The organism is Pseudomonas sp. 31-12, from assembly GCF_003151075.1.
In the GTDB taxonomy this organism is placed as follows: Bacteria; Pseudomonadota; Gammaproteobacteria; order Pseudomonadales; family Pseudomonadaceae; genus Aquipseudomonas.
In genome coordinates this window covers 4927894-4953275 of the sequence record NZ_CP029482.1, presented here as the reverse complement: position 1 = coordinate 4953275, position 25382 = coordinate 4927894, and the positions used below count along the sequence as shown (strand labels likewise).

23 protein-coding genes and 1 pseudogene are annotated in these 25382 nt (G+C 58.6%); 17 read left to right on the top strand and 7 right to left on the bottom strand.

The window, feature by feature from the left end; genetic code table 11:
• Positions 1 to 33 precede the first annotated feature (33 nt).
• From DJ564_RS23360 to DJ564_RS23345, 4 genes are all read left to right on the top strand, one after another.
• Positions 34 to 972 (top strand): glycosyltransferase family 2 protein, encoded by a 939-nt coding sequence (locus tag DJ564_RS23360; protein WP_109633696.1) that lies wholly within the window; start codon positions 34 to 36, stop codon positions 970 to 972.
• 94 nt (positions 973 to 1066) lie between these two features.
• A complete protein-coding gene (locus DJ564_RS23355; protein WP_218277764.1) occupies positions 1067 to 1462 on the top strand; it encodes a GtrA family protein in 396 nt (131 codons plus the stop codon).
• Positions 1459 to 2235: a class I SAM-dependent methyltransferase gene (locus DJ564_RS23350; protein ID WP_109633694.1), complete on the top strand. Its 777-nt coding sequence runs from the start codon at positions 1459 to 1461 to the stop codon at positions 2233 to 2235. Before DJ564_RS23355 ends, DJ564_RS23350 begins: the two co-directional genes overlap by 4 nt.
• A gap of 606 nt (positions 2236 to 2841) precedes the next feature.
• Positions 2842 to 4374 (top strand): hypothetical protein, encoded by a 1533-nt coding sequence (locus DJ564_RS23345; RefSeq protein WP_109633692.1) that lies wholly within the window; start codon positions 2842 to 2844, stop codon positions 4372 to 4374.
• 118 nt (positions 4375 to 4492) lie between these two features.
• Here DJ564_RS23345 and DJ564_RS32915 read toward each other — a convergent pair.
• Positions 4493 to 4856, bottom strand: a pseudogene (locus tag DJ564_RS32915) (transposase domain-containing protein); the annotation flags it as partial.
• Positions 4857 to 5082: 226 nt separating this feature from the next.
• Here DJ564_RS32915 and DJ564_RS23335 point away from each other — a divergent pair.
• The gene (locus tag DJ564_RS23335; protein ID WP_109633690.1) at positions 5083 to 5877 is read left to right on the top strand and encodes an SDR family oxidoreductase; all 795 of its coding nucleotides are present in this window, start codon (positions 5083 to 5085) and stop codon (positions 5875 to 5877) included.
• A gap of 32 nt (positions 5878 to 5909) precedes the next feature.
• Positions 5910 to 7184 carry a beta-ketoacyl-ACP synthase II gene (gene fabF, locus DJ564_RS23330; RefSeq protein WP_109633689.1) on the top strand — a complete coding sequence of 425 codons (1275 nt, stop codon included), beginning with the start codon at positions 5910 to 5912 and terminating at the stop codon, positions 7182 to 7184.
• Here fabF and DJ564_RS23325 read toward each other — a convergent pair.
• Positions 7181 to 7738 (bottom strand): TetR/AcrR family transcriptional regulator, encoded by a 558-nt coding sequence (locus DJ564_RS23325; protein ID WP_109633687.1) that lies wholly within the window; start codon positions 7736 to 7738, stop codon positions 7181 to 7183. The genes fabF and DJ564_RS23325 overlap by 4 nt on opposite strands.
• A 176-nt stretch (positions 7739 to 7914) precedes the next feature.
• On the opposite strand from DJ564_RS23325, the gene DJ564_RS23320 reads away from it, so the two are divergent.
• Complete coding sequence (locus DJ564_RS23320; protein ID WP_109633685.1) at positions 7915 to 8568, top strand: GntR family transcriptional regulator; 654 nt, start codon at positions 7915 to 7917, stop codon at positions 8566 to 8568.
• A gap of 15 nt (positions 8569 to 8583) precedes the next feature.
• Positions 8584 to 9435, top strand: a complete 852-nt coding sequence (locus DJ564_RS23315; protein ID WP_109633684.1) for a DUF1989 domain-containing protein — start codon at positions 8584 to 8586, stop codon at positions 9433 to 9435.
• A gap of 45 nt (positions 9436 to 9480) precedes the next feature.
• Here DJ564_RS23315 and DJ564_RS23310 read toward each other — a convergent pair whose 3' ends face one another.
• Together DJ564_RS23310 and eat are read right to left on the bottom strand one after the other, a co-directional pair.
• A complete protein-coding gene (locus DJ564_RS23310) occupies positions 9481 to 9648 on the bottom strand; it encodes a DUF2897 family protein (RefSeq protein ID WP_010461642.1) in 168 nt (55 codons plus the stop codon).
• Between the two features lie 123 nt (positions 9649 to 9771).
• On the bottom strand, positions 9772 to 11136 hold the full coding sequence (eat, locus tag DJ564_RS23305; RefSeq protein ID WP_109633682.1) for an ethanolamine permease: 1365 nt from the start codon (positions 11134 to 11136) through the stop codon (positions 9772 to 9774).
• Between the two features lie 426 nt (positions 11137 to 11562).
• On the opposite strand from eat, the gene kdpF reads away from it, so the two are divergent.
• The 6 genes from kdpF to DJ564_RS23275 all read left to right on the top strand — a co-directional run bounded on the left by kdpF (position 11563) and on the right by DJ564_RS23275 (position 19706).
• On the top strand, positions 11563 to 11652 hold the full coding sequence (kdpF, locus tag DJ564_RS23300) for a K(+)-transporting ATPase subunit F (protein ID WP_007899818.1): 90 nt from the start codon (positions 11563 to 11565) through the stop codon (positions 11650 to 11652).
• Positions 11653 to 11660: 8 nt separating this feature from the next.
• Positions 11661 to 13355: a potassium-transporting ATPase subunit KdpA gene (gene kdpA / locus DJ564_RS23295; protein WP_109633680.1), complete on the top strand. Its 1695-nt coding sequence runs from the start codon at positions 11661 to 11663 to the stop codon at positions 13353 to 13355.
• Between the two features lie 10 nt (positions 13356 to 13365).
• The gene (gene kdpB / locus DJ564_RS23290; RefSeq protein ID WP_109633679.1) at positions 13366 to 15423 is read left to right on the top strand and encodes a potassium-transporting ATPase subunit KdpB; all 2058 of its coding nucleotides are present in this window, start codon (positions 13366 to 13368) and stop codon (positions 15421 to 15423) included.
• A 220-nt stretch (positions 15424 to 15643) separates the two neighbouring features.
• Positions 15644 to 16189: a potassium-transporting ATPase subunit KdpC gene (gene kdpC / locus DJ564_RS23285; protein ID WP_109633677.1), complete on the top strand. Its 546-nt coding sequence runs from the start codon at positions 15644 to 15646 to the stop codon at positions 16187 to 16189.
• Positions 16190 to 16319: 130 nt separating this feature from the next.
• The gene (locus DJ564_RS23280; RefSeq protein ID WP_109633676.1) at positions 16320 to 18971 is read left to right on the top strand and encodes a sensor histidine kinase KdpD; all 2652 of its coding nucleotides are present in this window, start codon (positions 16320 to 16322) and stop codon (positions 18969 to 18971) included.
• 36 nt (positions 18972 to 19007) lie between these two features.
• Positions 19008 to 19706 carry a response regulator gene (locus tag DJ564_RS23275; RefSeq protein WP_109636169.1) on the top strand — a complete coding sequence of 233 codons (699 nt, stop codon included), beginning with the start codon at positions 19008 to 19010 and terminating at the stop codon, positions 19704 to 19706.
• A 141-nt stretch (positions 19707 to 19847) separates the two neighbouring features.
• Here the strand turns inward: DJ564_RS23275 and DJ564_RS23270 are convergent, their stop codons facing one another.
• Positions 19848 to 20894, bottom strand: a complete 1047-nt coding sequence (locus DJ564_RS23270) for a patatin-like phospholipase family protein (protein WP_109633674.1) — start codon at positions 20892 to 20894, stop codon at positions 19848 to 19850.
• Positions 20895 to 21115: 221 nt separating this feature from the next.
• Here DJ564_RS23270 and DJ564_RS23265 point away from each other — a divergent pair, with 221 nt between their 5' ends.
• The 3 genes from DJ564_RS23265 to DJ564_RS23250 all read left to right on the top strand — a co-directional run bounded on the left by DJ564_RS23265 (position 21116) and on the right by DJ564_RS23250 (position 23246).
• Positions 21116 to 21394 (top strand): hypothetical protein, encoded by a 279-nt coding sequence (locus tag DJ564_RS23265; protein ID WP_034150181.1) that lies wholly within the window; start codon positions 21116 to 21118, stop codon positions 21392 to 21394.
• A 43-nt stretch (positions 21395 to 21437) separates the two neighbouring features.
• On the top strand, positions 21438 to 22205 hold the full coding sequence (locus tag DJ564_RS23260; RefSeq protein WP_109633672.1) for a CHAD domain-containing protein: 768 nt from the start codon (positions 21438 to 21440) through the stop codon (positions 22203 to 22205).
• 243 nt (positions 22206 to 22448) lie between these two features.
• Positions 22449 to 23246, top strand: coding sequence for an acyl-CoA thioesterase II (locus DJ564_RS23250; RefSeq protein ID WP_109633669.1), 798 nt, complete (start codon positions 22449 to 22451; stop codon positions 23244 to 23246).
• Here the strand turns inward: DJ564_RS23250 and DJ564_RS23245 are convergent, their stop codons facing one another.
• Complete coding sequence (locus DJ564_RS23245; RefSeq protein ID WP_109633668.1) at positions 23247 to 23612, bottom strand: terminase; 366 nt, start codon at positions 23610 to 23612, stop codon at positions 23247 to 23249. It abuts the gene before it with no gap.
• A gap of 232 nt (positions 23613 to 23844) precedes the next feature.
• On the bottom strand, positions 23845 to 25326 hold the full coding sequence (locus tag DJ564_RS23240) for a methyl-accepting chemotaxis protein (RefSeq protein WP_109633666.1): 1482 nt from the start codon (positions 25324 to 25326) through the stop codon (positions 23845 to 23847).
• Between the last annotated feature and the right edge of the window lie 56 nt (positions 25327 to 25382).

The window sequence follows — 25382 nt, the reverse complement described above, 5'->3', positions numbered from 1 at the left end:
TTATTGTTGAAAATATATGAAGCGTGAAATACGATGCCACTAAAAATAGCTGAACCTTATATTTCAGTCATTGTTCCGGTTTACAAAGCCGAGACCTCGCTTGACGAACTTTATTTTCGATTAAAGACATCGCTTGAAGAGATATCGCTAGATTTTGAAATCTTATTGGTCGAAGACTGTGGTGGTGATCGCTCATGGCAAATAATAGAGCGCCTCGCAAAGGCAGATCCACGGGTGCTTGGTATTCAACTAAGTCGTAATTTTGGTCAGCACTATGGAATTACTGCCGGTCTTGATTGTTGTCGAGGGGAGTGGGTCGTCGTAATGGATTGTGATCTCCAGGATCGCCCGGAAGAAATTCCACGTTTATATGCCAAGGCGAAGGAGGGGTACGATGTTGTTCTGGCCTTGCGGGGTAAGCGACGCGACTCCCCACTTAAACGAGCAACTTCCTGGTTGTTTTATAAAGTGTTTAGCTATTTGGCGGATTTTGATTATGATGGCGATAGTGGAAACTTTCGTATCATTTCTCGTGAGGTTGTTGATAATCTCTGTCAGATGCGAGAGCAACTACGTTTTTTTGGTGCCTTGGTTCACTGGATGGGCTTTAGCACCACAGGTATTGAGGTTGAACATGCTGAGCGACTCCAGGGGAAGAGTACTTATACGTTTTCAAAGCTGTGGGATTTAGCGATGGAAACAATAATCGCATACTCGGACAAACCCCTTCGATTAGCAGTAAAACTTGGTTTTTCCATGGCCTTTCTATCATTTTTTTACGGGGCGTATCTTTTAGGTTCTACCGTGCTTCACGGTACCGTCGTTCCAGGCTGGAGCAGCCTGATGGTCTCGATGTTCTTCATTGGTGGCGTCATAATTTCCATTCAGGGCATTGTTGGTATCTACGTTGGTAAAACGTTCGATGAAACCAAGAAGCGGCCTTTGTATGTCGTCGGGCGGAAGACGTTTTAATGTCTAATGTCGATCCAATTTGTTTGACTGATTCAGCGGTGATATGCGACTCATGCCGATTTTATACCAGTTGTAGTAAGGTTGATGGAGTAAAGTGAAAATTTTAATCAGTCCAGCTATCGGTCAGTTAATACGCTACGGCATTGTCGGTGTGATGAGTAATTGTTTGATTTATTGTGGGTACTTATTTATCGTTTACTTGGGGGGGGGCGCGAAATTTTCAATGACACTCATGTATTTAACAGGTGTCGTTTTTAGTTTTTTTGCTAATTTTAAATGGACTTTTTCGCAGGAAGATAATCGAGGAACACTTTTCCGTTACCTTCAAATGCATCTGGTCGGTTATTTGTTGAATTTTCTGCTGCTATTTACGTTTGTAGACTTTCTTCATTATCCTCATCAGGTGGTGCAGGCGATATCAATAGTACTGGTTGCAATATTCGGTTTCTTTGTCTGTAAGTATTATGTTTTTCAAGGTGGTTCGAAATGAAAGCTTCCTTTAGAAAAGATTTTTACAGTGAGTTGGAAACGTTGGAGGCCAATAATTTTTGGTTTCGCGCTAGAAACAAAATTATTATTTGGGCGTTAAAAAAATACAGTCCAGGGTTCAATTTGTATCATGAAATTGGATGTGGGACTGGGTTTGTTATTTCCGAAGTTTCCAATTCGTTCCCTGATGCCCAGCTCTCTGGTAGTGAGTTTTTGAATGAAGGATTGTTCTATGCTCGCAAGCGCCTTCCGGATGTGGAATTCACCCAGATGGACGCCAGACATATTAATTTTGAAGTGTCGCCAGATGTCATCGGTGCCTTCGATGTGCTGGAGCATATCGAAGAAGACGAACTGGTATTGCGTCAGATCTTCAAGGCACTTAAGCCTGATGGAACGCTATTTATTACAGTTCCTCAACATCGTTGGCTTTGGAGTTCGGTTGATGTGCATGCCTGTCATGCCCGAAGATATGAAGCTGATGAGTTGCATGTTAAAGTGGCTCAAGCTGGGTTCGAAGTAATTAGAAGCACGTCTTTTGTAAGCACATTATTACCGGCAATGTATTTGTCTCGAGTTATGAAAAATGATAAAACAGGCGCGAAAGTTGATGAGGTGGCAGAACTGCGCATAAATCCTGTCATTAACAAGATTTTCGAGTGGGCGCTGAATCTTGAATTAGCGCTGATTAGTATCGGTGTTAATTTTCCAATAGGCGGATCAAGATTGGTTGTGGCTCGAAAGCCATTTGAGACGAAAAAAAATGACGTATAAATATACTAGTATGTGCGATATGAGAGGTATCTATAATCTCTCGTGGTGCTTGTCGGGAGGTGTCTAGGTCTGTTCGATGGGCCGCATCTTCGGAGCATAGGCTTGCGATGGCATACTAAGGGAGGTCGCTTGGGGAGCAACGAATAGTTCGACTCTTTATCAGGTGCAGAGGTGGGCTGATCAAGTTAAAGTCTGGCAAGTCCAGCTTGCGTTGGTATTGTGGGATTTCACTGATTGTGGCGTACAAATCGGTGTGGCAATTAACATCAGAAGTGCGAGTTTCATAGCGTGGGGATACCTGGCATGAATTCCTCATCATTGCGCCTTTCAGACGCTGACAACGATACGCATATCAGGCTTAATTTTTGTGGCTGGTCAAAACTGATTGCGGCCATTGATGATGCGTAGAAAGCTCTTGTATATTATGGACGTCTCGCTGACCTGTACGCCATGATGGCGAGTATTACTCGTAGTAAATACACCGACTATTTACCTCGCCTCCCGTGCTAAAGGAAGTAGTACAGCGGCTTGGGCGCCGACAACTCAGTAGCACCGCGGATTTCAAGTACATTTAACCGTCTACGCAATCATACTAGGATCCCATTCGTGCAGTACGCCAGCCCCCACCTTGAAACTGACCTATCGGTATCTACGGCACGCTACATACGCCTGCTCGCCATCATCAGTGTCAGCCTGATTCCGGCGGTGATGACGATTATCGCCACATTGATCGCCAGCCGGGGACAGTGGCAGAACGTCCTGCCAAGCTGGAGCGATGAAATTATGCACTGGCACCAGGTTGCCACTGCTATCCGCGCTGGACTGGAAGGCGGTTACTACACCCTGTGGGAGCAGCCCGCGCCGCTGGAAGCGTTCCACTTTTATGCCTGGGGTCCCTGGCTCTATCTTATCTATGCAATACCGGGAAGCTTGTTTGGGTGGGAGCCATATAGTTTTCCACTGTTTAATTTAACCGCATTGACGCTGGCGCTGGCTGGCTTCTGCTGGACAGCACGCCTGAACGGACGCCAGTTGGGAATGCTGGCGCTGATCATGCTGACATTCTGGCCAGGCTTGTTGCACTACCCTCTGAGCATGCTGGAAACGCTGCACTATGCGCTGGCGGTGATGCTGGCAGCATTGTGTATTCCGCTCTGGCGGCGGGGTGAGCACGCTTCACTTGCTTTGAAGGTGGGTGTGCTGGTCTTCATCGCCTTTATTTCGCTTTTGCGACCTTCGTGGGTGATTGTCTTACTACCCTGTCTGCTGTTGATGTTAGCGCCCACTCGCAAGATGTTTCTGCTGTCCCTGATAGTGACGGTAGTGGTGGGGCTGGCGTTGATGATCTTGTTCGAGCAAGTACGTGCTCCCTATCTGTTAGGCGGGCAGGGCATTCTGGCAATTGGGCATCCATTGAATGCCTATCTGAATCGAATCGTTGAAAATCTGGCTGGATTTTTCAGCCCATTGAAAACGCCGGCAGAAATCGCCTTCACCCTGCAGCTTCTGTTTGTCCTAGGGTTGGCGGTATTTGCATTGGTGGGTATCAAGCGTTTCCAATGGTTAACCTGCCAGGAAGGCGTTTTCCACTTTCTCAACCTGGGCGGCATTCTTGCTGCCTGCATCGTCTTCTTCCACGCAGGCTTCTGGCATGACTTCCGTCTGATGAGCGCCCAGCTACTGCTTAGTATGCTGGTGCTGCTTTACTTCAAGCGCTACGTCCCGCTGGTGTTGATCGTCATTACCAGTCTGCTATTCCTGCCCGGCGTGTTGACGACTTTTCAAGAGCGAATTGATTCCAAGATGCTAAAAAATCAGACAGACCTTGCAGCGTTCAAGGCCAGCCTGCGCGATCATCTGGTTTACGATCCGTTGGAAACCAACCCTTGGTGCAATACTCTGAACATGGGTGTAGAGAGCTTTGACGCCGACCTGATTGAAGTCCCTGCCGGGATCGGTATCACCTTCTTCGTCTCCAATAGCGATCCGATGCCTATGCGTTCTCGCTACTGGCTACTTCGGCCGGGCGTAGCCGAAGTGCTCCAGAGTGCTAATCCTAATAGCTCGCTGGCATCCATTGCTAAAACCCCGATTGGGACGCTTTATCGCAACGATATGGTGGATTGCAAGTCTAGATAGCTGACACCGCCAGTTGCAATTGCCGACCGTGGTTAGCGAGCCTGTGCCTTCCCTCGCCAGCGCTCCATAAACTCCACCTCATCAAAGATAGGCGTCGCACTTGGCTATGCAAACGGGGTCAGCAGTTCCATGGCCGCAAGGATTCGACGTCCTCTATTGCCAAGGCTTGTGGCAAACACTCAAGTGTGTGGGGGAGCCACGCATGGGGTTGTTGGTTGTTGGCTTCGACAGTCTCGACCCAACTATTCAGTTGGGCGCTGGCCGTCGCGCCTATTAGCGTGTTGCTACTCCGCGCGTTCTGCGTGGTTACTTGGGACTGGGTTTTCTCCAGCCGAGTTGCACTGCGCCAGCATGGACAGGCTATTTTTGCTGTCCTGCGTGGCGATGTTCATCGTCGAATTCTTTTAAATCTCGCTCGATAGCGTATAGCTTGTTGATCTCATTCAAGGCGATATCGGCCCCTCGGTTTTGCCCTTGGGCTGCTCCATGAGGGCTAGCTCCAGAACGGGACCGGGAGTTCAGCATCGGGCCTCGGCAGTGTGTTTTCGATGTGGGGCTCATGGCGCGTGTTAGAACCTTCGGTTCCCACAATAAAAATTACGGATATCATATTGTAATTGGATTATGCCTATAATAAACAAATAACCGCCAAAGCGTTCTGAGATTCAGGCGCTTGTCTTTCCCTCAAGCACTCCCAGGAGCACAGCCATGACTTCCACCCCGTCCCAAGGAACCGCCCTCGTCACCGGTGCTTCTTCCGGTATCGGCGCAATCTACGCTGAGCGGTTGGCGGCGCGTGGTTTTGATTTGTTGTTGGTCGCTCGTGATCAAGTGCGGCTGGAAGCGGCGGCGACCACGTTGCGCGCCGAGCATGGCGTTCAGGTCGAGGTGTTCAAGGCGGATCTGACACAGAAGAATGATGTGCTGAAGCTCGAGCAGCGTCTTCGTAGTGATTCGAGTATCAGCCTGTTGCTGAACAATGCCGGTGTGGCGGCTGATGGTTTGTTGGCCAATTCCGATATGGACCAGATGGAAAAACTGATTCAACTGAACGTCACCGCGGTCACTCGATTGGCATCGGCAGCGGCTGCCAGTTTTGCCAAGGCAGGTCGGGGGACGATCATTAATATCGCATCGGTGGTGGCGTTGTTTCCCGAGCGCTTTAATGCCACTTACAGCGCGAGCAAGGCTTATGTGTTAAGCCTGACCCAGTCGTTGAACGCAGAACTGGACGGTACAGGTGTCAAGGTTCAAGCAGTGTTGCCAGGGGTAACACGCACTGAAATCTGGGAGCGCTCCGGTATCGATGCGACTCAGATTCCGGCGGATATGGTGATGGAAGCAGGGGAGATGGTCGACGCGGCGTTGTCGGGTCTGGATCAGGGTGAGCTGGTCACCATTCCCTCGTTACCGAACGCCTCTGACTGGGACGACTTTGTGAAGGCCCGCCTGGTCATGGCGCCTAATCTTTCCAAAAGTACGGCAGCCGCGCGCTATAAGTAAGACGCCTTCAATCGGTTTGAGGTAATTGCGGTATGAGTGATCGTCGAGTAGTGGTAACAGGTATGGGGCTGGTTTCTCCGCTGGGTAGCGGCGTTGAGGCAGTGTGGGAGCGCCTGTTGGCGGGGCGTTCAGGTTTGCGTCAGTTGCCTGACGAGGTGGTCGCTGATCTGCCGGCCAAGGTCGGTGGGGCAGTGCAGACGTTGTCGGAGGATCCCGAAGCAGGTTTCGACCCGGATCGCGCGACGCCGCCCAAAGAGCAGAAGAAGATGGACCGCTTCATCCTGTTTGCCATGGAAGCTGCGCGCCAGGCGTTGGAGCAGGCCGGCTGGCAAGCTCAGGATGCCAATGCCCAGGAGCGCACGGCCACGATCATCGGCTCGGGCGTCGGTGGTTTCGGTGCGATTGCCGATGCGGTTCGGACTACCGACAGTCGTGGCCCGCGACGTTTGTCGCCGTTCACCATTCCTTCATTTCTGGTCAACCTGGCGGCCGGCCATGTGTCGATCCAGCATGGATTCAAGGGCCCGTTGGGGGCTCCGGTGACGGCGTGTGCGGCCGGGGTGCAGGCGATTGGAGACGCCGCGCGGCTGATTCGATGTGGTGAGGCGGACATCGCCGTGTGCGGTGGCGCGGAAGCCGCGATCGATCGCGTCAGTCTTGCCGGGTTCGCTGCGGCTCGCGCGTTGTCCAGCGGTTACAACGACACTCCGGAGCGCGCCTCAAGGCCGTTCGACAGTGGCCGTGACGGCTTCGTGATGGGAGAGGGCGCGGGCCTTCTGGTGATTGAATCATTGGAGCATGCGCTGGCTCGCGGTGCTCAACCCTTGGCCGAACTGGTCGGTTACGGCACCACTGCGGACGCCTTTCACCTGACTGCGGGCCCCGAAGACGGCAGCGGTGCGCGTCGGGCAATATTGTTGGCGTTGGCCCAGGCAGGCATTTCGGCTGCAGAGGTGCAGCATCTCAACGCTCATGCCACCTCCACTCCGGTGGGCGACCTTGGAGAGCTGGCGGCGATCAAGTCGTTGTTTGGCTCGGACAACAAGATCGCGGTGACGTCGACCAAGTCGGCGACCGGGCATTTGCTTGGCGCAGCGGGCGGTATCGAGGCAATCTTCACGCTGTTGGCGATCCGCGATCAGATCGTGCCACCCACTCTCAATTTCGAAAACCCGGATCCGGCGGCGCAAGGTGTGGACATCGTCCACGGTCAGGCGCGGCCGATGGCCATCGAGTACGCGCTGTCCAATGGTTTCGGGTTCGGTGGGGTCAATGCCAGCGTATTGTTCAAGCGCTGGCAGGATTAGACCAGGGGTTGTTTGAGAAACTCGCGTGTCACGTCGAGAATCCGCTGCGCCAGCTCCGGGTTCTCGACACTGCGCGACAGCAACAACGCCCCGACCAGTGCGGACATGATGAAGATGCTGCGGTCGGCGGCATCTTCGCCTTCAAGCGTGCCTTGCACTTGTTCAAGCCTTGAATTGAGCACCACGTCTGAGGTCGGGCTGGGTTGTCCGCGCAAACCCAGCTCCGAGGACATCGTCGGAAGAGGGCAACCCTCATCAGGTGAAGTCTGGTGCCATTCGGACAGATAGGTATCGATGAACGTTTCCAGCGGGCGATCCTGAGCGAAAAGCTCGGCACAGGTAGCGTCGCACTGATCGGCGGCAGCCTGCAGGGCTTTTTCCACCAGTTCGTCCTTGGACTTGAAATGCGAGTAGAAACCGCCGTGGGTCAAGCCCAATGCTTTCATCAGAGGTTGCAAGCCGGTCGCGCCAATACCGTCACGGCGAAATCGCGCTGAGGCTTCGTTGATGATGCGTTGATGGGTCTGGGCTTTATGGTCCTGCGAGTAACGCATCTGGAATCTCCGCAACAATGCGCCATCTTAACCAATGAAAATGGGATGGTGACTGTACTTCTACTTCTAAAAGGCATGCAGATGCGTCCAACTTCGTCCTGCCGCATCGAATCAACTGGCACGAATAGTGATTACTTGTCAGCTGACGATTGTTGAACAATCACGAGGCGATAAGCATGCACAGCGGACTGTCCCTGGCCGATCACATCACATTGGAGTTACGCGCCGACATCATTGGCGGTCGCCTGCTGCCTGGCATGGCGCTGGTAGAGAACGATCTGGTGTCGGCCTACAACGCTTCCCGCAACACCATTCGTGAAGCGTTGCACCGTCTGGGCCAGGACGGTCTGACCCGTTACGTGCGCAACAAGGGCGTGATGGTGCGCAGGCTGGGCATCGATGACGTACGGGATCTGTTCAAGGTTCGGCGCACTCTGGAGTTGCAGGCCATCAGCGTGAGCCAACCGCCAAGCGACGATCAGTCCGGCCGGATGCTCGAGGCGCTGGAGGCCACCGAGCTGGCCCGGGAACGCGAGGACTGGCGCGCCGTTGGCTCCCACAGTCTGGCGTTTCATCAACACATCGTCGGGTTGCTGCGCAGCCCTTTGTTCGATGAGTTTTTCACCAACGTTGTCGCGCAACTGCGCCTGGCGTTCTGCAACGCTCCGGATGAATCACGTTTCCAGGCGCCCTGGCTGGCTCGCGACCGGCAGATCCATGACTTCCTCGTCGAGGGCGACAAGCGCGCCGCTGCAGACGCCATGAGGGTTTATCTCGATGACTCCGAACACCTTCTGTTGCAAATGCTTGCCCCAACCCCCCATCACTGATTGAGGATTTGTGCCATGTACAAAGACTATCCCGCGGCCTATCAAGTCAGCAAAGGCTCGGCCTTGCAGGTGGACAAAGCCTTCTATGAACGGATCCGCGACAACAAGGACGGCCGGACGCTGATCGAGTCATTTGAGGTGCCGATCCGTACCGGGCGCGCTTGGAACGTGCCGGCCGGGCATGTGTTTCGCGTGACCACGCCGGTCGGCCCGCAAGTCGGCGATTTCAATGTCTGGAATGCCAACGATCCGCGCGAGCGTCTGTGGGCGGCGCGCACCCGGCAGTTGCAGGGCGCCCATGTCAGCACCCATGACCGGCTCTGGTCGAACCTGCCTTTCTTGCGGCCGCTGGTGACCATCACCGACGACAGCCTGGCCGGTTACGGCATTGACGAACATGGCGGTCGTTTGCACGATTTGCTCGGCACTCGCTGCGATCCCTATGTGAATAAAATGCTCACCGGCGAGGATTTTCATCATCACTGCCACTCCAACCTGACACGCGCCGTGTTGCCCCATGGCCTGACTGAGTTCGACGTGCATGACGTGCTGAACATTTTTCAGTGCACCGGCCTGAACCATGACGACATGTATTTCATGAAAGCCTGTCCGGCGCAGAAGGGCGATTACCTGGAGTTCTTTGCCGAGATCGATTTGCTGTGTGCGCTGTCGACCTGTCCGGGAGGGGATCTCTCGCTGGCGATGTGGGGACCGGATGCGCAGGATCCGCTGAGCGTCTGTCGCCCGCTGGGGGTGGAGATTTATCGGTTGGAGGATGCGTTGCTCGAGGGCTGGAGCCAGCCCGAACGTGCGGCGTACAAAGGGTTGCATGGCCTGCATATTGCCAAGGCAGACTGGGAAAAGTAGAAACGCCAAACCCTGTCATTCGATCAGAATGACAGGGTTTTTGGTTTAGCGGTCCTGCGCATCCTTGGCGTCCGCTTCCGCGTTGCGCTCAGCGACGCGTTTACGTTGCTCTTCGGTCAGTTCGACCTTGTTGGCGGTATCACGCAGCATCATCAAACCACCAACGATCGAGCCGATTGCAACGACCAGAATCAACCAGGCATACCAGGGCATAGGGCTCTCCTTGAGGGCAGGCCGATTGGCGGGTTTCGCCAATCGATCGTGCATACCACTTTGAGCGATTTCATTTCGCAGTGGTTCAATTCTATGCCTGATATGACTGCCGCACTTGGCTGATTACAGGCCGGTCAACATCGCGTCTGCCGGCGCATCGGCACGCAATTGCGCCGTGAGCATGAAGTACACGAAACCCACCGCCATAAAGCCAACGAAGATCAACCCGATCAAGGTGTTGAACCAGGCCATCGCCACCAGGCACACCACCGCCAGCACCAACGCAATCATCGGCACCAACGGATAACACGGTGCGCGGAAGGTGCGCTCCAGGTTCGGCTCGGTCTTACGCAGCTTGAACAGGCTGAGCATGCTCATGATGTACATCACGATTGCGCCGAACACCGCCATGGTGATCATCGCCGCAGTCAGCGTCATGCCTCCGAGGTTGATCAGGCCGTCGCTGTAGATCGCTGCGATACCAATGACACCGCCGGCAATGATGGCCCGGTGCGGGGTCTGGAAGCGCGACAGTTTGGCCAGCGAGGCCGGCAGGTAACCGGCGCGGGCGAGGGCGAAGAACTGCCGCGAGTAGCCGAGGATGATTCCGTGGAAACTCGCCACCAGGCCGAACAGGCCGATCCACACCAGCATGTGCAACCAGCCCGAGCTTTCGCCGACCACGGTTTTCATGGCCTGTGGCAGCGGGTCGTTGATGTTCGACAGGGTGCGCCAGTCGCCGACGCCGCCGGCGAAGAACATCACTCCCATGGCCAGCAATACCAGGGTCAGAATGCCGCTGATGTAGGCCTTCGGGATCGTACGTTTCGGGTCCTTGGCTTCTTCGGCCGCCATCGCTGCGCCCTCGATGGCGAGAAAGAACCAGATGGCGAATGGAATCGCCGCGAACATCCCGGCAATCGCTGGTGCCCCGAACACATCGGAGCCGGCCCAGCCATTCAGGGCAAAGTTGCTGAAGCTGAAGGCCGGCGCGACCACGCCCATGAACACCAGAAGTTCCGCCACGGCCAATACGCAGACAACCAACTCGAAGGTCGCGGCCAGTTTCACGCCGAGAATGTTCAGGCCCATGAACACGATGTAGGCGCCGACCGCTGCGTGTTTCGGGTCGAGGGCGGGGAATTGCACATTCAGGTAAGCACCGATAGCCAAGGCAATCGCCGGCGGGGCGAAGACGAACTCGATCAGCGTCGCCAGCCCGGCGATCAATCCGCCTTTCTCACCAAAGGCGCGACGGCTGTAGGCAAAAGGGCCGCCGGCATGGGGAATCGCCGTCGTCAGCTCGGTGAAACTGAAGATAAAGCAGGTGTACATCGTGGCGACCATGAACGAGGTCACCAGGAACCCGAGTGTCCCGGCCACGCCCCAGCCGTAACTCCAGCCGAAATACTCACCGGAAATCACCAGCCCGACCGCAATGCCCCACAGGTGCAGTGTGCCCAGCGTGGGTTTGAGTTGTGTGTTCATGCGTTTGCTCCCTGAACGGTTTGGACAGCTTCGGGGAGGGCGTTTGCAGTGGGCGTGCCAGTGTTGTGATGGCAGTCGTAAAGCGTAAAAAGGTGTCGTATCGGGGATGTTCGGCACTGGAGGTACGCATTTTGTTGCGCCAGTTGGGTGCGATGTTGTCTGGCCTGCCGCCATCGCGGGCAAGCCACGCTCCCACAGGGATCTGAGTCAATCTCCGAATCCGACTCCACCACTGAACCTGTGGGAGCCGGGCTTGCCCGCGATGAGGCCCGGACAGGCGCTGCAAAAATCTGCTGTAACGCCCGCATAAACCCACTCTTTACGCTTTCTTTATGCACAGCCAACACCCTTGGTCTCGTTCCTTTACAGCCTCCCTGCCGACAATGACTCCACACGCGGCAATACGCCGTAACACGGAGAACTTCCATGAGCGTTCTGGACGGGGTGTCACTGCTATTGGCAGTGGGGCTGTTCATTTATCTGTTGGTTGCGCTGTTGCGCGCGGACCGGAACTAGGAGCGGCTATGCACAGTTATGACTATTGGCTGATCCTGGCCTTCTTTGCCGTGGTGCTGATCCCGGCACCGTTCCTTGGGCGGTTTTACTACAAGGTCATGGAAGGCCAGCGCACCTGGCTTTCGCCGATCCTCGGACCGGTGGAACGTGGTTGTTATCGGGTGGCCGGCGTTGATCCGCAGGCCGAACAGAGCTGGCAGAAGTACGCCCTGGCCTTGCTCGCCTTCAACCTCGCGGGCTTTTTGCTGTTGTTCGTGATCCTGTTGTTCCAGGCGCACTTGCCACTCAACCCGCAAAACCTGCCGGGTCTGGAGTGGACCCAAGCGTTCAACACCGCCGTCAGTTTCATGACCAACACCAACTGGCAGTCTTACAGCGGTGAAGCGTCCCTGAGCTACCTGAGCCAGATGGTCGGCCTCACCGTGCAGAACTTCGTCAGCGCCGCCACCGGCCTGGCGGTATTGGTTGCGCTGTGTCGCGGTATCGGTCGCAAATCGACCAAGACCCTGGGCAACTTCTGGGTCGACATGACCCGCGCCACCCTCTACGGCCTGTTGCCGCTGTGCCTGCTGCTGGCGCTGTACCTGGTCTGGCAGGGTGTGCCGCAAACCTTCGCGCAGTACGTGAATGCCGTGACGATGCAAGGCGTCGATCAGGTGATCCCGCTCGGTCCGGCTGCCAGCCAGATTGCGATCAAACAACTGGGCACCAACGGCGGTGGCTTCTTCGGCGTCAACTCGGCGCACCCGTTCGAGAACCCGACGGCGTGGAGCAACTTGTTTGAAGTTGGCTCGATCATTCTGATCCCGGCCGCGCTGGTGTTCACCTTCGGCCACTACGTGAAAGACCTGCGTCAGAGTCGCGCGATCATCGCCTGCATGCTGGCGCTGTTCCTGATCGGCGGCGCGACCTCGTTGTGGGCTGAATACCAACCCAATCCGACCCTGAACAATGTCGCCGTCGAACAGACCGCACCGCTGGAAGGCAAGGAAGCGCGCTTCGGCACCACCGCCACCGTGCTGTGGTCGGTGACCACCACGGCGGCGTCCAATGGTTCGGTCAACGGCATGCACGACAGTCTCAACCCGCTCAGTGGCATGGTCGCATTGGTCAACATGATGGTTGGCGAAGTGATCTTCGGCGGCGTCGGTGCCGGGCTCTACGGCATGTTGCTTAACGTGTTGATCGCGGTGTTCCTAGCCGGCCTGATGATCGGCCGCACGCCGGAATACCTCGGCAAGAAACTGCAAGCCAGGGAAGTCCAGTTGCTGGTGGTGACCTTGCTGGTGATGCCGCTCGGCGTGCTGGTGCTTGGCGCGATTGCCGCGAGCCTGCCCGGTCCGGTAGCGGCGGTGAGCAACCCCGGTGCCCACGGTTTCAGCCAGTTGCTGTACGCCTACACCTCGGCCGGTGCCAACAACGGTTCGGCCTTCGGCGGCTTCGGTGCTAACACAGCGTTCCACAACCTGATGCTGGGACTGGGCATGTTGATCGGTCGCTTCGGTTACATCCTTCCGGTGTTGGCGTTGGCCGGCAGCCTTGCGATGAAGAAAACCGCACCAATCGGCCAGAACAGCTTTCCGACCCATGGTCCGATGTTCGTGGTCCTGCTGACCGTGACCATCTTGTTGGTGGGTGGTTTGACCTTCCTGCCGGCGTTGGCGCTGGGTCCTATCGCTGAACACCTGAGCATGGGCTTCTAAGGAGTCAATGATGAATATGCCTGTAAATAAACCGGCGGCCGTCAAGGCGACGGAACAGCCAAAAACCGCGATCTCGGCCCTGTGGCGCCCGGCGCTGGTGCAAGCTTTCGTCAAGCTCGACCCACGGCAATTGCAGCGTGCGCCAGTGATGCTGGTGGTCGAACTGACCGCGATCCTGACCACCGTGCTGTGCTTCATTCCCGACAGCACCGTGCCGACCTTCGTCGCTGCGCAAATCGCGCTGTGGTTGTGGTTCACCGTGCTCTTTGCCAACTTCGCCGAAGCCCTGGCCGAAGGTCGCGGCAAGGCCCGTGCCGACAGCCTCAAGGCCGGCAGCGAAGGCTTGAGCGCCCGCCGCAAAACCAGCAACGGTACCTTTCAAGTGGTGCCCGCCACCAGCCTGCGCAAGGGCGATGTGGTGCGTGTCGAAGCCGGGGAAATGATCCCCGGCGACGGCGAGGTCATCGAAGGTATTGCAGCCGTCAACGAAGCGGCGATCACCGGCGAATCCGCGCCAGTGATTCGTGAGTCCGGCGGCGACCGTTCGGCCGTCACTGGCAACACCCGCCTGGTCTCTGACTGGCTGTTGGTGAAGATCACCGCCAACCCGGGCGAATCGACACTGGACCGCATGATCGCCCTGGTCGAAGGCGCCAAACGCCAGAAAACCCCGAACGAAGTGGCGCTCGACATCCTGCTGATCGGCCTGACCCTGATCTTCCTGCTGGTGGTCGTCACCCTGCAACCGTTCGCCCACTTCGCCAACGGCAGCCTGCCGCTGGTGTTCCTGGTGGCGTTGTTGGTCACGCTGATTCCGACCACCATTGGCGGCTTGCTGTCCGCCATCGGTATCGCCGGGATGGACCGTCTGGTGCGTCTGAACGTCATTGCCAAATCCGGTCGCGCCGTGGAAGCGGCGGGGGACGTACACGTCCTGCTGCTGGACAAGACCGGCACCATCACTTTCGGTAACCGTCGCTGCACCGCTGTTTATGCAGCGCCTGGCGTGACCGCCAAGGAGCTGGCCGAAGGTGCGTTGTTCGCGTCGCTGGCCGATGACACCGCCGAAGGCAAGTCCATCGTCGAATACCTGCGTGGGATTCACCCGCAACCTGAGCCTTCCGCTGACGTGTTGACCGCTGTGCCGTTCAGCGCCGAAACCCGCTTGTCCGGTGTTGACTATCAAGGTCGCGTGTATCGCAAAGGCGCGGTCGATTCGCTGCTGGCGTTCGTCGGCCTGAAACGCGCCGATCTGGCCCCGGCCCTGTCCCGGGAAATCGACAAGATCGCCCAGAGCGGCGGCACACCCTTGCTGGTGTGTGCCGAGGGTAAATTGCTCGGCGTGATTCACCTCAAGGACGTGGTCAAGCCCGGCATCCGCGAGCGTTTCGCCGAGCTGCGCAAACTGGGGATCCGCACGGTCATGGTGACTGGCGACAATCCGCTGACCGCTGCGGCGATTGCCGCCGAAGCAGGCGTCGATGACGTGCTGGCCGAAGCCACGCCAGAGAAAAAGCTGGCGCGTATTCGCCACGAACAGAACGACGGCCGCCTGGTTGCCATGTGCGGCGACGGCGCCAACGACGCCCCGGCCCTGGCCCAGGCTGACGTCGGCATGGCGATGAACGATGGCACGCAAGCGGCGCGCGAGGCGGCGAACATGGTCGACCTCGACAGCGACCCGACCAAGTTGCTGGACGTGGTGCAGATCGGTAAGGAATTGCTGGTGACCCGTGGTGCGCTGACGACGTTTTCCATCGCCAACGACGTGGCCAAATACTTCGCGATCCTGCCGGCGTTGTTCGCCTCTATCTACCCGCAATTGGGTGTGCTGAACGTCATGCATCTGGCCAGTCCGCAGAGCGCGATTCTGTCGGCGATCGTGTTCAACGCCTTGATCATTGTGGTGCTGATTCCGCTGGCGCTGCGTGGGGTGCGGGTGCAGGCCGTGAGTGCGGCGGCGTTGCTACGCCGCAATCTGCTGATCTACGGACTGGGCGGATTACTGGTGCCGTTCGTGGGCATCAAGGCCATCGACATGCTGTTGACGGCGTTGCATCTGGTTTGAGGCTGAAATCGACCCCTCACCCTAACCCTCTCCCCAAGGGGTAGAGGTGACTGATCGAGGTGTTCTTGGAGCTACATCGACCTGAAAAACCGAGTCGAACTCAGATTTTGAACAGCACAAAGATCGGCTCCCTTTCCCCTCTCCCCCATGGGGAGAGGGCTGGGGTGAGGGGTGGATTTCCCTGACACCCCACTACTTCTCCAATTTCGAGGATTCTGAAATGTCCACAATGATACGTCCGGCCCTGAGCCTGCTCGTGCTGATGACCCTGATCACCGGCGTCGCTTACCCCTTGGTCGTCACCGGTGTTGCCCAGGTCGCGTTCCCGGATCAAGCCAATGGCAGTCTGGTGCGTGACGCCGACGGCAAGGTCCGTGGCTCGTCGCTGATTGCCCAGGATTTTGTTGGCGATGCCTGGTTCCACCCGCGGCCTTCCGCCGGTGCGTTTGCCACCGTATCGAGCAGCGCCAGCAACCTTTCACCAAGCAACCCGGCGCTCGCGACTCGCGTGATTGACGATGCCAGCAAACTGCTGGTGCCCGGTCAGGGGCCAGTGCCATTGGCCATGCTCACCACTTCTGGCAGCGGCCTCGATCCGCACTTGCCACCAGCGGCGATTGCCTATCAACTGGCGCGTGTTGCGGCAGCGCGTAATCTGCCGGCGTCTACGCTTCAGCAATTGATGGATGCGCATATCGAACAGCCGCTCGTTGGCCCGCCAGTGGTTAATGTGCTGGCGTTGAACATGGCGCTGGATAACCTGTAAATCGGTGGTGCGGCCAATCGCTAGCAGGCTAGCTCCCACAGGGGTTTGTATTTCAATGTGGGAGCTAGCCTGCTAGCGATGGCGGCAGAATAATCACCACATCAACATCTGAATAAAGTGAGCTTCAAGCATGAGTGACTCCGGCCGCGCCGACGCGCTGTTAGCAGACCTGCCCCGCGATGGCCGTGGCCGGCTCAAGGTTTTTCTCGGTGCCGCGCCCGGTGTCGGCAAGACCTACGCCATGCTGCAAGCGGCCCACACCCAATTGCGCCAAGGCGTGAAAGTCATCGCCGGCGTGGTCGAAACCCACGGCCGCGCCGAGACCGAAGCGCTGCTCGGCGGCTTGCCGCAACAGCCGTTGGTGCGTTCGGAATACCGTGGCGTGATGCTCGAAGAAATGGACCTCGACGGCCTGCTCGCGGCCAAGCCGAAATTGGTGTTGGTGGACGAACTGGCTCACACCAACGCTCCTGGCAGCCGTCACGCCAAACGCTGGCAAGACATCCAGGAACTGCTCGCCGCCGGCATCGACGTCTTCACCACGGTTAACGTCCAGCACCTCGAAAGCCTTAACGATCAAGTGCGCGGGATCACCGGCGTGCAGGTTCGCGAAACCCTGCCGGACTGGGTGCTGCAAGAAGCCTACGAACTGCTGCTGATCGACCTGCCGCCGCGCGAACTGCTTGAGCGTCTGCGCGACGGCAAGGTCTATGTGCCGGAGCAAGCGCGCGCGGCTATCGATGCCTTTTTCACTCAGACCAACCTCACCGCCCTGCGCGAACTGGCGATGCAAACCGCCGCTGCGCAGGTTGACGATGACCTGACCCAGGGTTATCGCCAGCTCGGCCAAGCGGCGCCCGCCGTGCGCGGTCGGCTGCTGGTCGGCATTGATGGTGATGCCCAGGCCGAGCGCCTGGTGCGTCACGCCAGTCGCGTCGCCCAACGTCGTCATTTGCCGTGGAGCCTGGTGCACGTGGACAACGGCAGCGTGCGCGACGAGCAATCGCGCCTGCGCCTGCAAAGTGCCCAGCAACTGGCCGAACGTCTTGGCGGCGAAGTGGTGTTGCTGCGTGCCGGCGAGGTGGCGAAAACCCTGATCCAGCACGCCGCCGAACGCCGCGCGAGTCTGGTGTTGGTCGGTCAGTCGCGCCAGCGTTTGCGTCGGCGGTTGTTTGGTGGCGGTCTGGCGTCACGCTTGCTGCGCGATGCGCGCGGGCTGGAAATCAACGTCCTCGACAGCGATCAGGAACAGGATCAGCCGCGTCAGCGTTCGGCGCATTCGCTGGTCTGGTTCGATTACGCGTTGGCGGTGGTAGCAACCGTTTTGGCCACGGCCTTGGCCTGGGCAGTGGCGAGTGTCTTGCCGCTGCCGAATATCTCGCTGGTGTTCCTCGCCGCCGTGTTGCTGGTGGCGGTGCGCAGCAGCCTCGGCCCGGCGCTGGCCTGTGCGGCGCTGTCGTTCCTGACCTATGACTTTCTGTTCATTCCGCCGAATTTCTCCTTCAGTATCCAGCGCGAAGAAGACGTGCTGACCTTGCTGTTCTTCCTGCTGATGGCAGCCCTCACCGGTAACCTCGCGGCGCGGCAACGGCGGCAATTGCAGGCGCTGCGCGACACCCAGGAAGAGACCACCGAACTGCTCGATTTGTCGCGCAAACTCACCGCCGCCACCGATCGCCAGGCCGTGGTCAGCGCCGCAGCCCAGCACCTCAACGGCTGGAGCGATCTGCAACTGTGCCTGCTCAATCACGACGGCCAAGGCGGCTGGAAGGTCGAGACCGGTGGCCCGCTGGAGTTTTCCGAAGCCGAACGCGCCGCCGCCGATTGGGCCTGGCAACACGACCAGCCGGCGGGCGCGGGCACCGGCACGCTGCCGTTCGGGCGTTGGTGGTGGTGGCCGTTGTCGGTGGAAGACGGACCGTTGGCGTTGCTTGGCGTGTGTGCCAAGGAAGGCCAGACCTTGAGCGGTCAGCGTCGGCGTTTGTTGACGGCGTTGAGTCAGCCGCTGGCGCAGGCCTTGGCCCGCGCGCAACTGGCCGAGGACCTGGAAGCGGCGCGCCTGCACGGTGAAACTGAGCAACTGCGCAGCGCCTTGCTGGCGTCGGTGTCCCACGATTTGCGCACGCCGCTGACCTCCATGCGCGGCAGCATCGACAGCCTGTTGGCCCTCGGTGAAGCCATCCCGCTGGAGGATCGCCGCGAACTGCTCGAAGGCACCCGCGATGAAGCCGAGCGCCTCGACCGTTACATTCAAAACCTGCTGGACATGACCCGCCTCGGTCACGGCGCGTTGAAGCTGGCGCGGGACTGGGTGTCGCCGGCCGACATCGTCGGCAGCTCGCTCAACCGTCTGCGCGCGGTGCTGTCGCCATTGCAGGTCAGCACCGAAGTGCCGGCCGAATTACCGCTGCTGTACGTGCATGCCGCGCTGATCGAGCAGGCGCTGGTCAACGTGCTGGAAAACGCCGCGCGCTTTTCTCCGCCCCACGGTCGACTGCAATTGCGCGCCGGGGCCGACGACAGCGAACTGTTTTTCTCGGTCTGCGACGAAGGGCCGGGAATTCCGGAGGAGGAGCGGGCGAAGATTTTCGACATGTTCTACACCGCCGCCCGCGGTGATCGGGGCGGGCAGGGCACGGGGTTGGGGTTGGCGATTTGTCAGGGTATGGTCGGTGCCCACGGCGGTCGGATCAGCGTCGCCGACGGCATCGAAGGGCGCGGCACCTGCATCACGCTGCACTTGCCATTGCAGGAACAACCGGGTTTTGAAAGTGAAGCCTGATACCCTTTGGACATCTCCATGCCGCGACCGGAAACCATGAGCCAGACCGCAACCATTTTGGTCATCGACGACGAACCGCAAATCCGCAAATTCCTGCGTATCAGCCTCGCTTCCCAAGGCTACAAAGTGCTCGAGGCCGGCACCGGCAACGAAGGCCTGGCCCAGGCAGCGTTGAACAAACCCGACTTGCTGGTGCTCGACCTCGGCCTGCCAGACATGGACGGCCAGCAAGTGCTGCGCGAGTTTCGCGAATGGTCGACAGTGCCGGTGCTGGTGCTGTCGGTGCGTGCCAGTGAAGGGCAGAAGGTTGAAGCGCTCGATGGCGGGGCCAACGACTACGTGACCAAACCGTTCGGTATTCAGGAATTCCTTGCCCGGGTGCGGGCCTTGTTGCGTCAGGCGCCGGTTGGCGAGGCTCAGCAAGCGGCGTTGACGTTCGGCCCGTTGACCGTCGACCTGGCCTATCGCCGGGTATTGCTCGACGGCACTGAAGTCGCGTTGACCCGCAAGGAGTATGCGGTGCTGGCGCAACTGGCCCGGCACCCCGGGCGAGTGATTACACAGCAGCAATTGCTGAAAGATATCTGGGGGCCGACCCATACCGAGGACAGTCACTATCTGCGGATTGTGGTGGGGCATTTGCGGCAGAAGCTGGCGGATGATCCGACTCAGCCGAGGTTCATCGTGACCGAGGCGGGAGTCGGTTATCGGTTGTTGAGTGAGGGCGGTCTTTAGCTGTTTGCTAAATGATCGGGCCTCATCGCGGGCAAGCCCGGCTCCCACAGGATCAGAGTTGTTCACAAATTGTGTGATCACCTCAAAACCTGTGGGAGCCGGGCTTGCCCGCGATGAGGCCCTCAGATTCGCTCAAGAACTTCAAGAATCCCGATTCTGCTCACTCTCATACCGATCCAGCGTATCCCGCGCAATCTCCCGCCCCAGAGCGATCAACTCCGGCGCCTTGTAAAACTCGAAAAACCGACACACCCGTTTCGGCACGTTGATCAGGATGTCCGGCGGATACCCGGCAATCTTGTACTGCGCCAACGACGTCTGCATCACCTCGAAACTCTGGTTGATCAGGTCCAGCAAGGACGCCGGCCCGACGTTGTCGATGATGAACGAGCCTGTGGCCGACTTCGGTGCGCCTTCGCGTTCAGGAGCGGCCGCCGGTTGCTGGGCTTCGGGTTCGGCGGATTCGATCCAGGGGTTGATATCGGCCGCTTCGGCCATCAAGGCTTCCTTTTCCAGCAGGAGCAATTGTTCCGCCTGTTTGCGCCGGAACGGCAATTTTGAACCCAGAGAGTTGATCAGGCTGTCGAACCGGGTCTTGAACGCAGGCGGCCGCTGAATCACCGGCAGTTGATAGTGGCGCTGGTTGGTGGAGTTGAGGTTGACCGCGATGATCAGGTCGCAATGGCTCGACACCACGGGCACGATCGGCAAAGGGTTGAGAATGCCGCCATCCACCAGCATGCGATTGCCCTGCATCACCGGGGTGAACAGGCTGGGAATTGCCGCCGAGGCGCGCATGGCCTGGTGCAAACAACCTTCCTGGAACCAGATTTCCTGCTGGTTGGTCAGGTCGGTGGCCACGGCTGTGTAAGGGATGCGCAGGTCTTCGATGTTGATCTCGCCGACGATCTTGCGGATCTGCCCGAACACCTTCTCCCCGCGAATCGCGCCCAAGCGAAAACTGACGTCCACCAGACGCAAGACGTCGAGGTAGTCCAGGCTTTCGATCCAGTCGCGATAATCGTCAAGTTTGCCGGCGGCGTAGATCCCGCCGACCACGGCGCCCATCGAGCAGCCCGCGATGCAGGCGATGTCGTAGCCGCGCCGTTCGATTTCTTCAATGACACCGATATGGGCATAGCCCCGGGCCCCGCCTGAGCCCAGCACCAGTGCGACACGCTTTTTCATGAATCGCCCTCGTCTGACAAGGTTCAACAATGCACCTATCATGGGGCGCGCTTCAATCGCTAAGGTCGCTCGGTGGGGCGAACACGTCGTTTTTTCGACACTCCATGGCGGCACATGGGTATTCTCGCGAGCGATAAAGTTTGCGCGGCGGGCCAAGGCACTTTTCACGTGCCAGACCGTCTTACCTGCACGACTGTTTACCTATTCTTGAGGTGTGAGTGATGAAAGCCTGGATCTGTGTGCCCTTGATTGCCCTGGCACTCGCCGGTTGTGCTGGCAAAACCGCTTACCGTGACAGCTGCGGTAGCAACCTCGATGCTGCGTGGCATGAACTGGACCTGGCCAAGGCCGAAGGTTTCGCCGGCACCGTCAGCTACTCCAAGGCCCTGTCGCTGTTGACCGCGGCCAAGACCCAGCAGCAATTCGAAGGCTTTGAAGGCTGCACCAAGAAGGCCGAGAAGGCGCGCTTCTATATTCGTGAGTCACGCGCTGGTCGTTGAGACATGATCTAGGCTCAAGGAAATTCGCTTCAGGGAGCAAACGATGTCTGCCTTGGTTAATCGGTTGGTGGCTCATGTTCTGGGTCTGGAAGTTCGACTGCTGGCGTGCCAGGCGCGTTTGAGTGCGCGCACCGACCCGGAAGCCTTGCACGACCTGCGCACCACGGTTCGCCGTTTGCGCAGTCTGTTGCGGCCGTTGCGTGGGCTTCCCGGCGTCGAGCAGCTGGAAACGGCGGCATCCCGGGTGGGCGACCTGACCACGCCGTTGCGTGATCGCGAGGTGCTCGGGGCGTACCTGCTCAAGCACGATCAACCCGAGGCGGCGCAACGACGCATGGCGCAGATGGCTGCGGCGTATCCGGCGGTGGCAGCAAGCCCCGAGGTGACGCAGTTGTTGATGATCCTCGACGCCTTTCCGCGTTTTCTCCGTGCCTCCCAGCGTCAGGGTTTGCTCAAGGGCTTGCGCAAACGCGTCGAAAAGCGTCTGGCCAAACAATGGAAAAAACTCGATCAGGCTTTGCACGATCCTGCCCACGATCGCCATCGCTTGCGCTTGCTGATCAAGCGCGTGCGCTATGGCATCGACGCCTATCCCGAACTGGATCGATTACCTGAAGCGGCGATGCAGCGCTTGAAGTCTGCGCAAGGTGCCCTGGGTGAATGGCATGACTGTTTTCAATGGCTGGCCAAGGCTGAACAGGAATCCGATCTGCAACCTTGTGTCGCCGTCTGGAAAACCACCATGGCCAAGGCCGAAGAACGCGCCGACCGCGTCCTCGACAAACTCAGCTCTGCCTGCTTCAAATCCTGAAACCACCGCAAATCACTGTGGGAGCGAGCTTGCTCGCGATGACGGCATGACAGCCAACATCAATGTTGAATGTCACGGCCCTATCGCGAGCAAGCTCGCTCCCACAGGGATGGGGGTTGAACATGGAATCATGTGTTCCAGCCCTGCACGGCCTATCTGTCAGTTTCTTTGGCCGGAATAAGCGCTGTGCCGTCCTCGCCGTCTGGTTAACATCCCTCCATCCTTTTCCGCTCCGAGGTTTTCATGCGCTTTTCCGATCTGCTCGACGCCGTCCGCAGCCAGCCGCTGGAGCTGTCTATCCCGGCCGAATGGGCGCAAGGGCGTGCCAGTTTCGGTGGCCTGGTGGCCGCGTTGCAATACGAAGCCATGCGCGCAAAAGTCCCGGCGGATCGGCCGGTGCGTTCGCTGGCGATCACCTTTGTCGGGCCGGTTGAACCCGAAGTGCCGGTCAGTTTTGAGGTTGATGTGCTGCGCGAAGGCAAAGCCGTCAGCCAGGTGCTGGGCCGGGCGATGCAGAAGGGGCAAGTGGTGACGTTGATCCAGGGCAGCTTCGGTGCCTCGCGACCTTCCGAAGTCGCGGTTGCGGCCGAGCCCGCACCTGAAATGAAACATTGGGAGCAGTGCCAGGAACTGCCGTACATCAAAGGCGTGCTCCCGGAATTCATGCAGCATCTGGCGATGCGCTGGAGTGTCGGCGGTCTGCCGTTCACCGGCAACAAATCCCGCGAGATGGGCGGCTGGGTGCGTTTGCGCGGGGATGTGAAGGAAGAGGCGGTCAGCGAGTCGCATATTCTGGCGCTGGTGGACGCCTGGCCACCGGCCCTGTTGCCGCACCTGAGCAAACCCGCGATGGGCAGCACACTCACCTGGACCATCGAATTCGTCCAGCCGTTGCTTGAGTTAAGCACGCTGGACTGGTGTAAATACCTGGTTGAAATCGAGCATGGCGCCGACGGCTATGGTCATGCGGCCGCGAAACTGTGGCGCGCGGACGGCCAGTTGATCGCCATGAGCCGGCAAACGGTGACGATTTTCGCCTGATCAGTGACGACGGTGGCGCTCACGCCAGGCGCGCCACCAGCCGCCGCTGAGGAAGAATCGCGGGAAGGTCAGGAACTGCTCGACCAGCAAGCGCGACAGCGCATCTTTACGATCACTGAACGGCTCGGAGGCTTGCGCCTCCAGGCTGTGGCCGTGGCGCTGCAAGCCCAGCGCGGCGATCACGCCTATGACACCGATGGCGAAGTTCGCGAAGTTCAGGCCGAACACGCCGGAAACAATCAACAGAAACGCCACGATGAACAGCGGCACGGCAATCAGGTGCAACACCAGATTGGTCGGGTGCTGGTGATTGCCCGGGTAGGCTCGCCATTGCCAGGCGGGTAGGTTGGGATGACGTTTGCCCATGATGCTGATCCTCGATCCATGTTGAACACATGATTGAAGAATAGGCTTGGCTTATGAGGGCGGCGAATCAAGGTTGGCTATCGAAGTGATAGCGGCCATGGTCGGGATTGATGTTGACCGGGCTGACGCTATCGTCGGAACGCCGCCCGGAGCAAGCCCGCTCCCACAGGTAATGCGCAAATGTTGAAATAGCGCTAATCCTGTGGGAGCGGGCTTGCCCGCGATGGGGCCCTCAAAGCTTGAGCTGCCCGATCGCCTTGTTCAATTCCCCAGCCAACGCCGCCAATTCATTACTGGTGGCTGCCGAATCCACCGTCTGCTGAACCGTGTTCTCGGTCACGTCCCGAATACTCACCACCGCCCGGTTCATCTCTTCCGCCACCTGACTCTGCTGCTCGGCCGCCACCGCAATCTGCGTATTGCTTTCGCGCATCTGCGCCACTGCGCTGGTGATATGCGCCAACGCTGTGCCTGCTTCCTGGGCCTGTTGTACGCAGTCGTCGGCCTTGAACGAGCTTTCCTGCATGAAGTCCACCGCGTCGCGGGTCCCTGCCTGCAACGCCGAGACCATGATGGTGATCTCGTCGGTCGAGGTTTGCACACGCTTGGCCAGGTTGCGCACTTCATCGGCGACCACCGCAAAACCGCGACCCATTTCGCCCGCCCGTGCTGCTTCAATCGCGGCATTCAGCGCCAGCAGATTGGTCTGCTCGGCAATGCTGTGAATCACGCCGACCACGCCGTTGATTTTCTGACTGTCCTCGGCCAGACGCTGAATCATCTCGGCCGTCTGCTGCACGCCGCTGGACAACCCGGCGATGGACTTCTGCACCCGACTGACCACTTCCTGCCCGCTGCCGGCCAAGGTGTCGGCGGTTTGCGAAAGGTCGCGGGTGGCGCCGGCGTGCTGGGCGATGTGATAGACGGTGGCGGTCATTTCGTTGATCGCCGTGGCGGCCTGATCGGTTTCGCTTTGCTGGCCAAGCATGCCGTGACGCACCTCGTTCATGCTCGAGGCCAGTCGCGCCGCGCCATCATCCAGTTGCCGGGCAGTGCTGGCGACAGTGTTGACCACCCGCTGGTAACCGGCCTGCATCGCATTGAAGGCATTGGCCATCTGCCCGACTTCGTCTTTGCAGGCCAGCGGCACGCGAGCTGACAGGTCTCCGGTTTTCTCGACGTGAAGCATCACGTCTTTCAGGGTGTTGAGCTGACTCAGCAGGAAGCGGATCAACAACTGCGAAGCGCCCAGCATCGCCAGCATCAGGATGAACACCGCCACCGCGTAATGGGTGAAGCGTTCGCCGAATACCTGGCTCAGGCTCGGTCCATGAGCGATCACCGCGACCTGCTGACCGTCGGGACGAGAAAGCACCTCGGCGCCCATCAACGGGTTGTCGCCGAACAGCGGCATTGAATTGATTTCGACCCAGCCATGGGCATCGGCCAGTTCCAGCACCGGCTGCTCGTTCAGCAACGGCGCCTGGCCGCGACTGAAAGTCAGCAGGTTTTCGGCCTTGGGCAGCGGTTGCCCGTCAGGCCAGGCATTGAGCAAGCGAGCCTGCGCCTGAGCCGACGCTTGAGCCGCGTGGCTGCGAGCCTGTTGTTCAAGCTGCACGGCGTACAGCACCAGCAAGAGGGTGGTGAAAAAGGCGACCGCATTGACCGCCCAGAATTTGTATTTCAGCGAGATATTGCTAAGCCAGGCACCCATGGAGGTTTTCTCTGATAGCGGAAACAGCATTGGCAAGGTGCCAGCATTGTGCCGCT

Bases quoted from the DNA above. Each gene is read 5' to 3' on its own strand.
- DJ564_RS23360 (WP_109633696.1), top strand. From the start codon at position 34: ATGCCACTAAAAATAGCTGAACCTTATATTTCAGTCATTGTTCCGGTT.
- DJ564_RS23350 (WP_109633694.1), top strand. From the start codon at position 1,459: ATGAAAGCTTCCTTTAGAAAAGATTTTTACAGTGAGTTGGAAACGTTG.
- DJ564_RS23335 (WP_109633690.1), top strand. From the start codon at position 5,083: ATGACTTCCACCCCGTCCCAAGGAACCGCCCTCGTCACCGGTGCTTCT.
- fabF (WP_109633689.1), top strand. From the start codon at position 5,910: ATGAGTGATCGTCGAGTAGTGGTAACAGGTATGGGGCTGGTTTCTCCG.
- DJ564_RS23325 (WP_109633687.1), bottom strand. From the start codon at position 7,738: ATGCGTTACTCGCAGGACCATAAAGCCCAGACCCATCAACGCATCATC.
- DJ564_RS23320 (WP_109633685.1), top strand. From the start codon at position 7,915: ATGCACAGCGGACTGTCCCTGGCCGATCACATCACATTGGAGTTACGC.
- DJ564_RS23315 (WP_109633684.1), top strand. From the start codon at position 8,584: ATGTACAAAGACTATCCCGCGGCCTATCAAGTCAGCAAAGGCTCGGCC.
- DJ564_RS23310 (WP_010461642.1), bottom strand. From the start codon at position 9,648: ATGCCCTGGTATGCCTGGTTGATTCTGGTCGTTGCAATCGGCTCGATC.
- eat (WP_109633682.1), bottom strand. From the start codon at position 11,136: ATGAACACACAACTCAAACCCACGCTGGGCACACTGCACCTGTGGGGC.
- kdpF (WP_007899818.1), top strand. From the start codon at position 11,563: ATGAGCGTTCTGGACGGGGTGTCACTGCTATTGGCAGTGGGGCTGTTC.
- kdpA (WP_109633680.1), top strand. From the start codon at position 11,661: ATGCACAGTTATGACTATTGGCTGATCCTGGCCTTCTTTGCCGTGGTG.
- kdpB (WP_109633679.1), top strand. From the start codon at position 13,366: ATGAATATGCCTGTAAATAAACCGGCGGCCGTCAAGGCGACGGAACAG.
- kdpC (WP_109633677.1), top strand. From the start codon at position 15,644: ATGTCCACAATGATACGTCCGGCCCTGAGCCTGCTCGTGCTGATGACC.
- DJ564_RS23280 (WP_109633676.1), top strand. From the start codon at position 16,320: ATGAGTGACTCCGGCCGCGCCGACGCGCTGTTAGCAGACCTGCCCCGC.
- DJ564_RS23275 (WP_109636169.1), top strand. From the start codon at position 19,008: ATGAGCCAGACCGCAACCATTTTGGTCATCGACGACGAACCGCAAATC.
- DJ564_RS23270 (WP_109633674.1), bottom strand. From the start codon at position 20,894: ATGAAAAAGCGTGTCGCACTGGTGCTGGGCTCAGGCGGGGCCCGGGGC.
- DJ564_RS23265 (WP_034150181.1), top strand. From the start codon at position 21,116: ATGAAAGCCTGGATCTGTGTGCCCTTGATTGCCCTGGCACTCGCCGGT.
- DJ564_RS23260 (WP_109633672.1), top strand. From the start codon at position 21,438: ATGTCTGCCTTGGTTAATCGGTTGGTGGCTCATGTTCTGGGTCTGGAA.
- DJ564_RS23250 (WP_109633669.1), top strand. From the start codon at position 22,449: ATGCGCTTTTCCGATCTGCTCGACGCCGTCCGCAGCCAGCCGCTGGAG.
- DJ564_RS23245 (WP_109633668.1), bottom strand. From the start codon at position 23,612: ATGGGCAAACGTCATCCCAACCTACCCGCCTGGCAATGGCGAGCCTAC.
- DJ564_RS23240 (WP_109633666.1), bottom strand. From the start codon at position 25,326: ATGGGTGCCTGGCTTAGCAATATCTCGCTGAAATACAAATTCTGGGCG.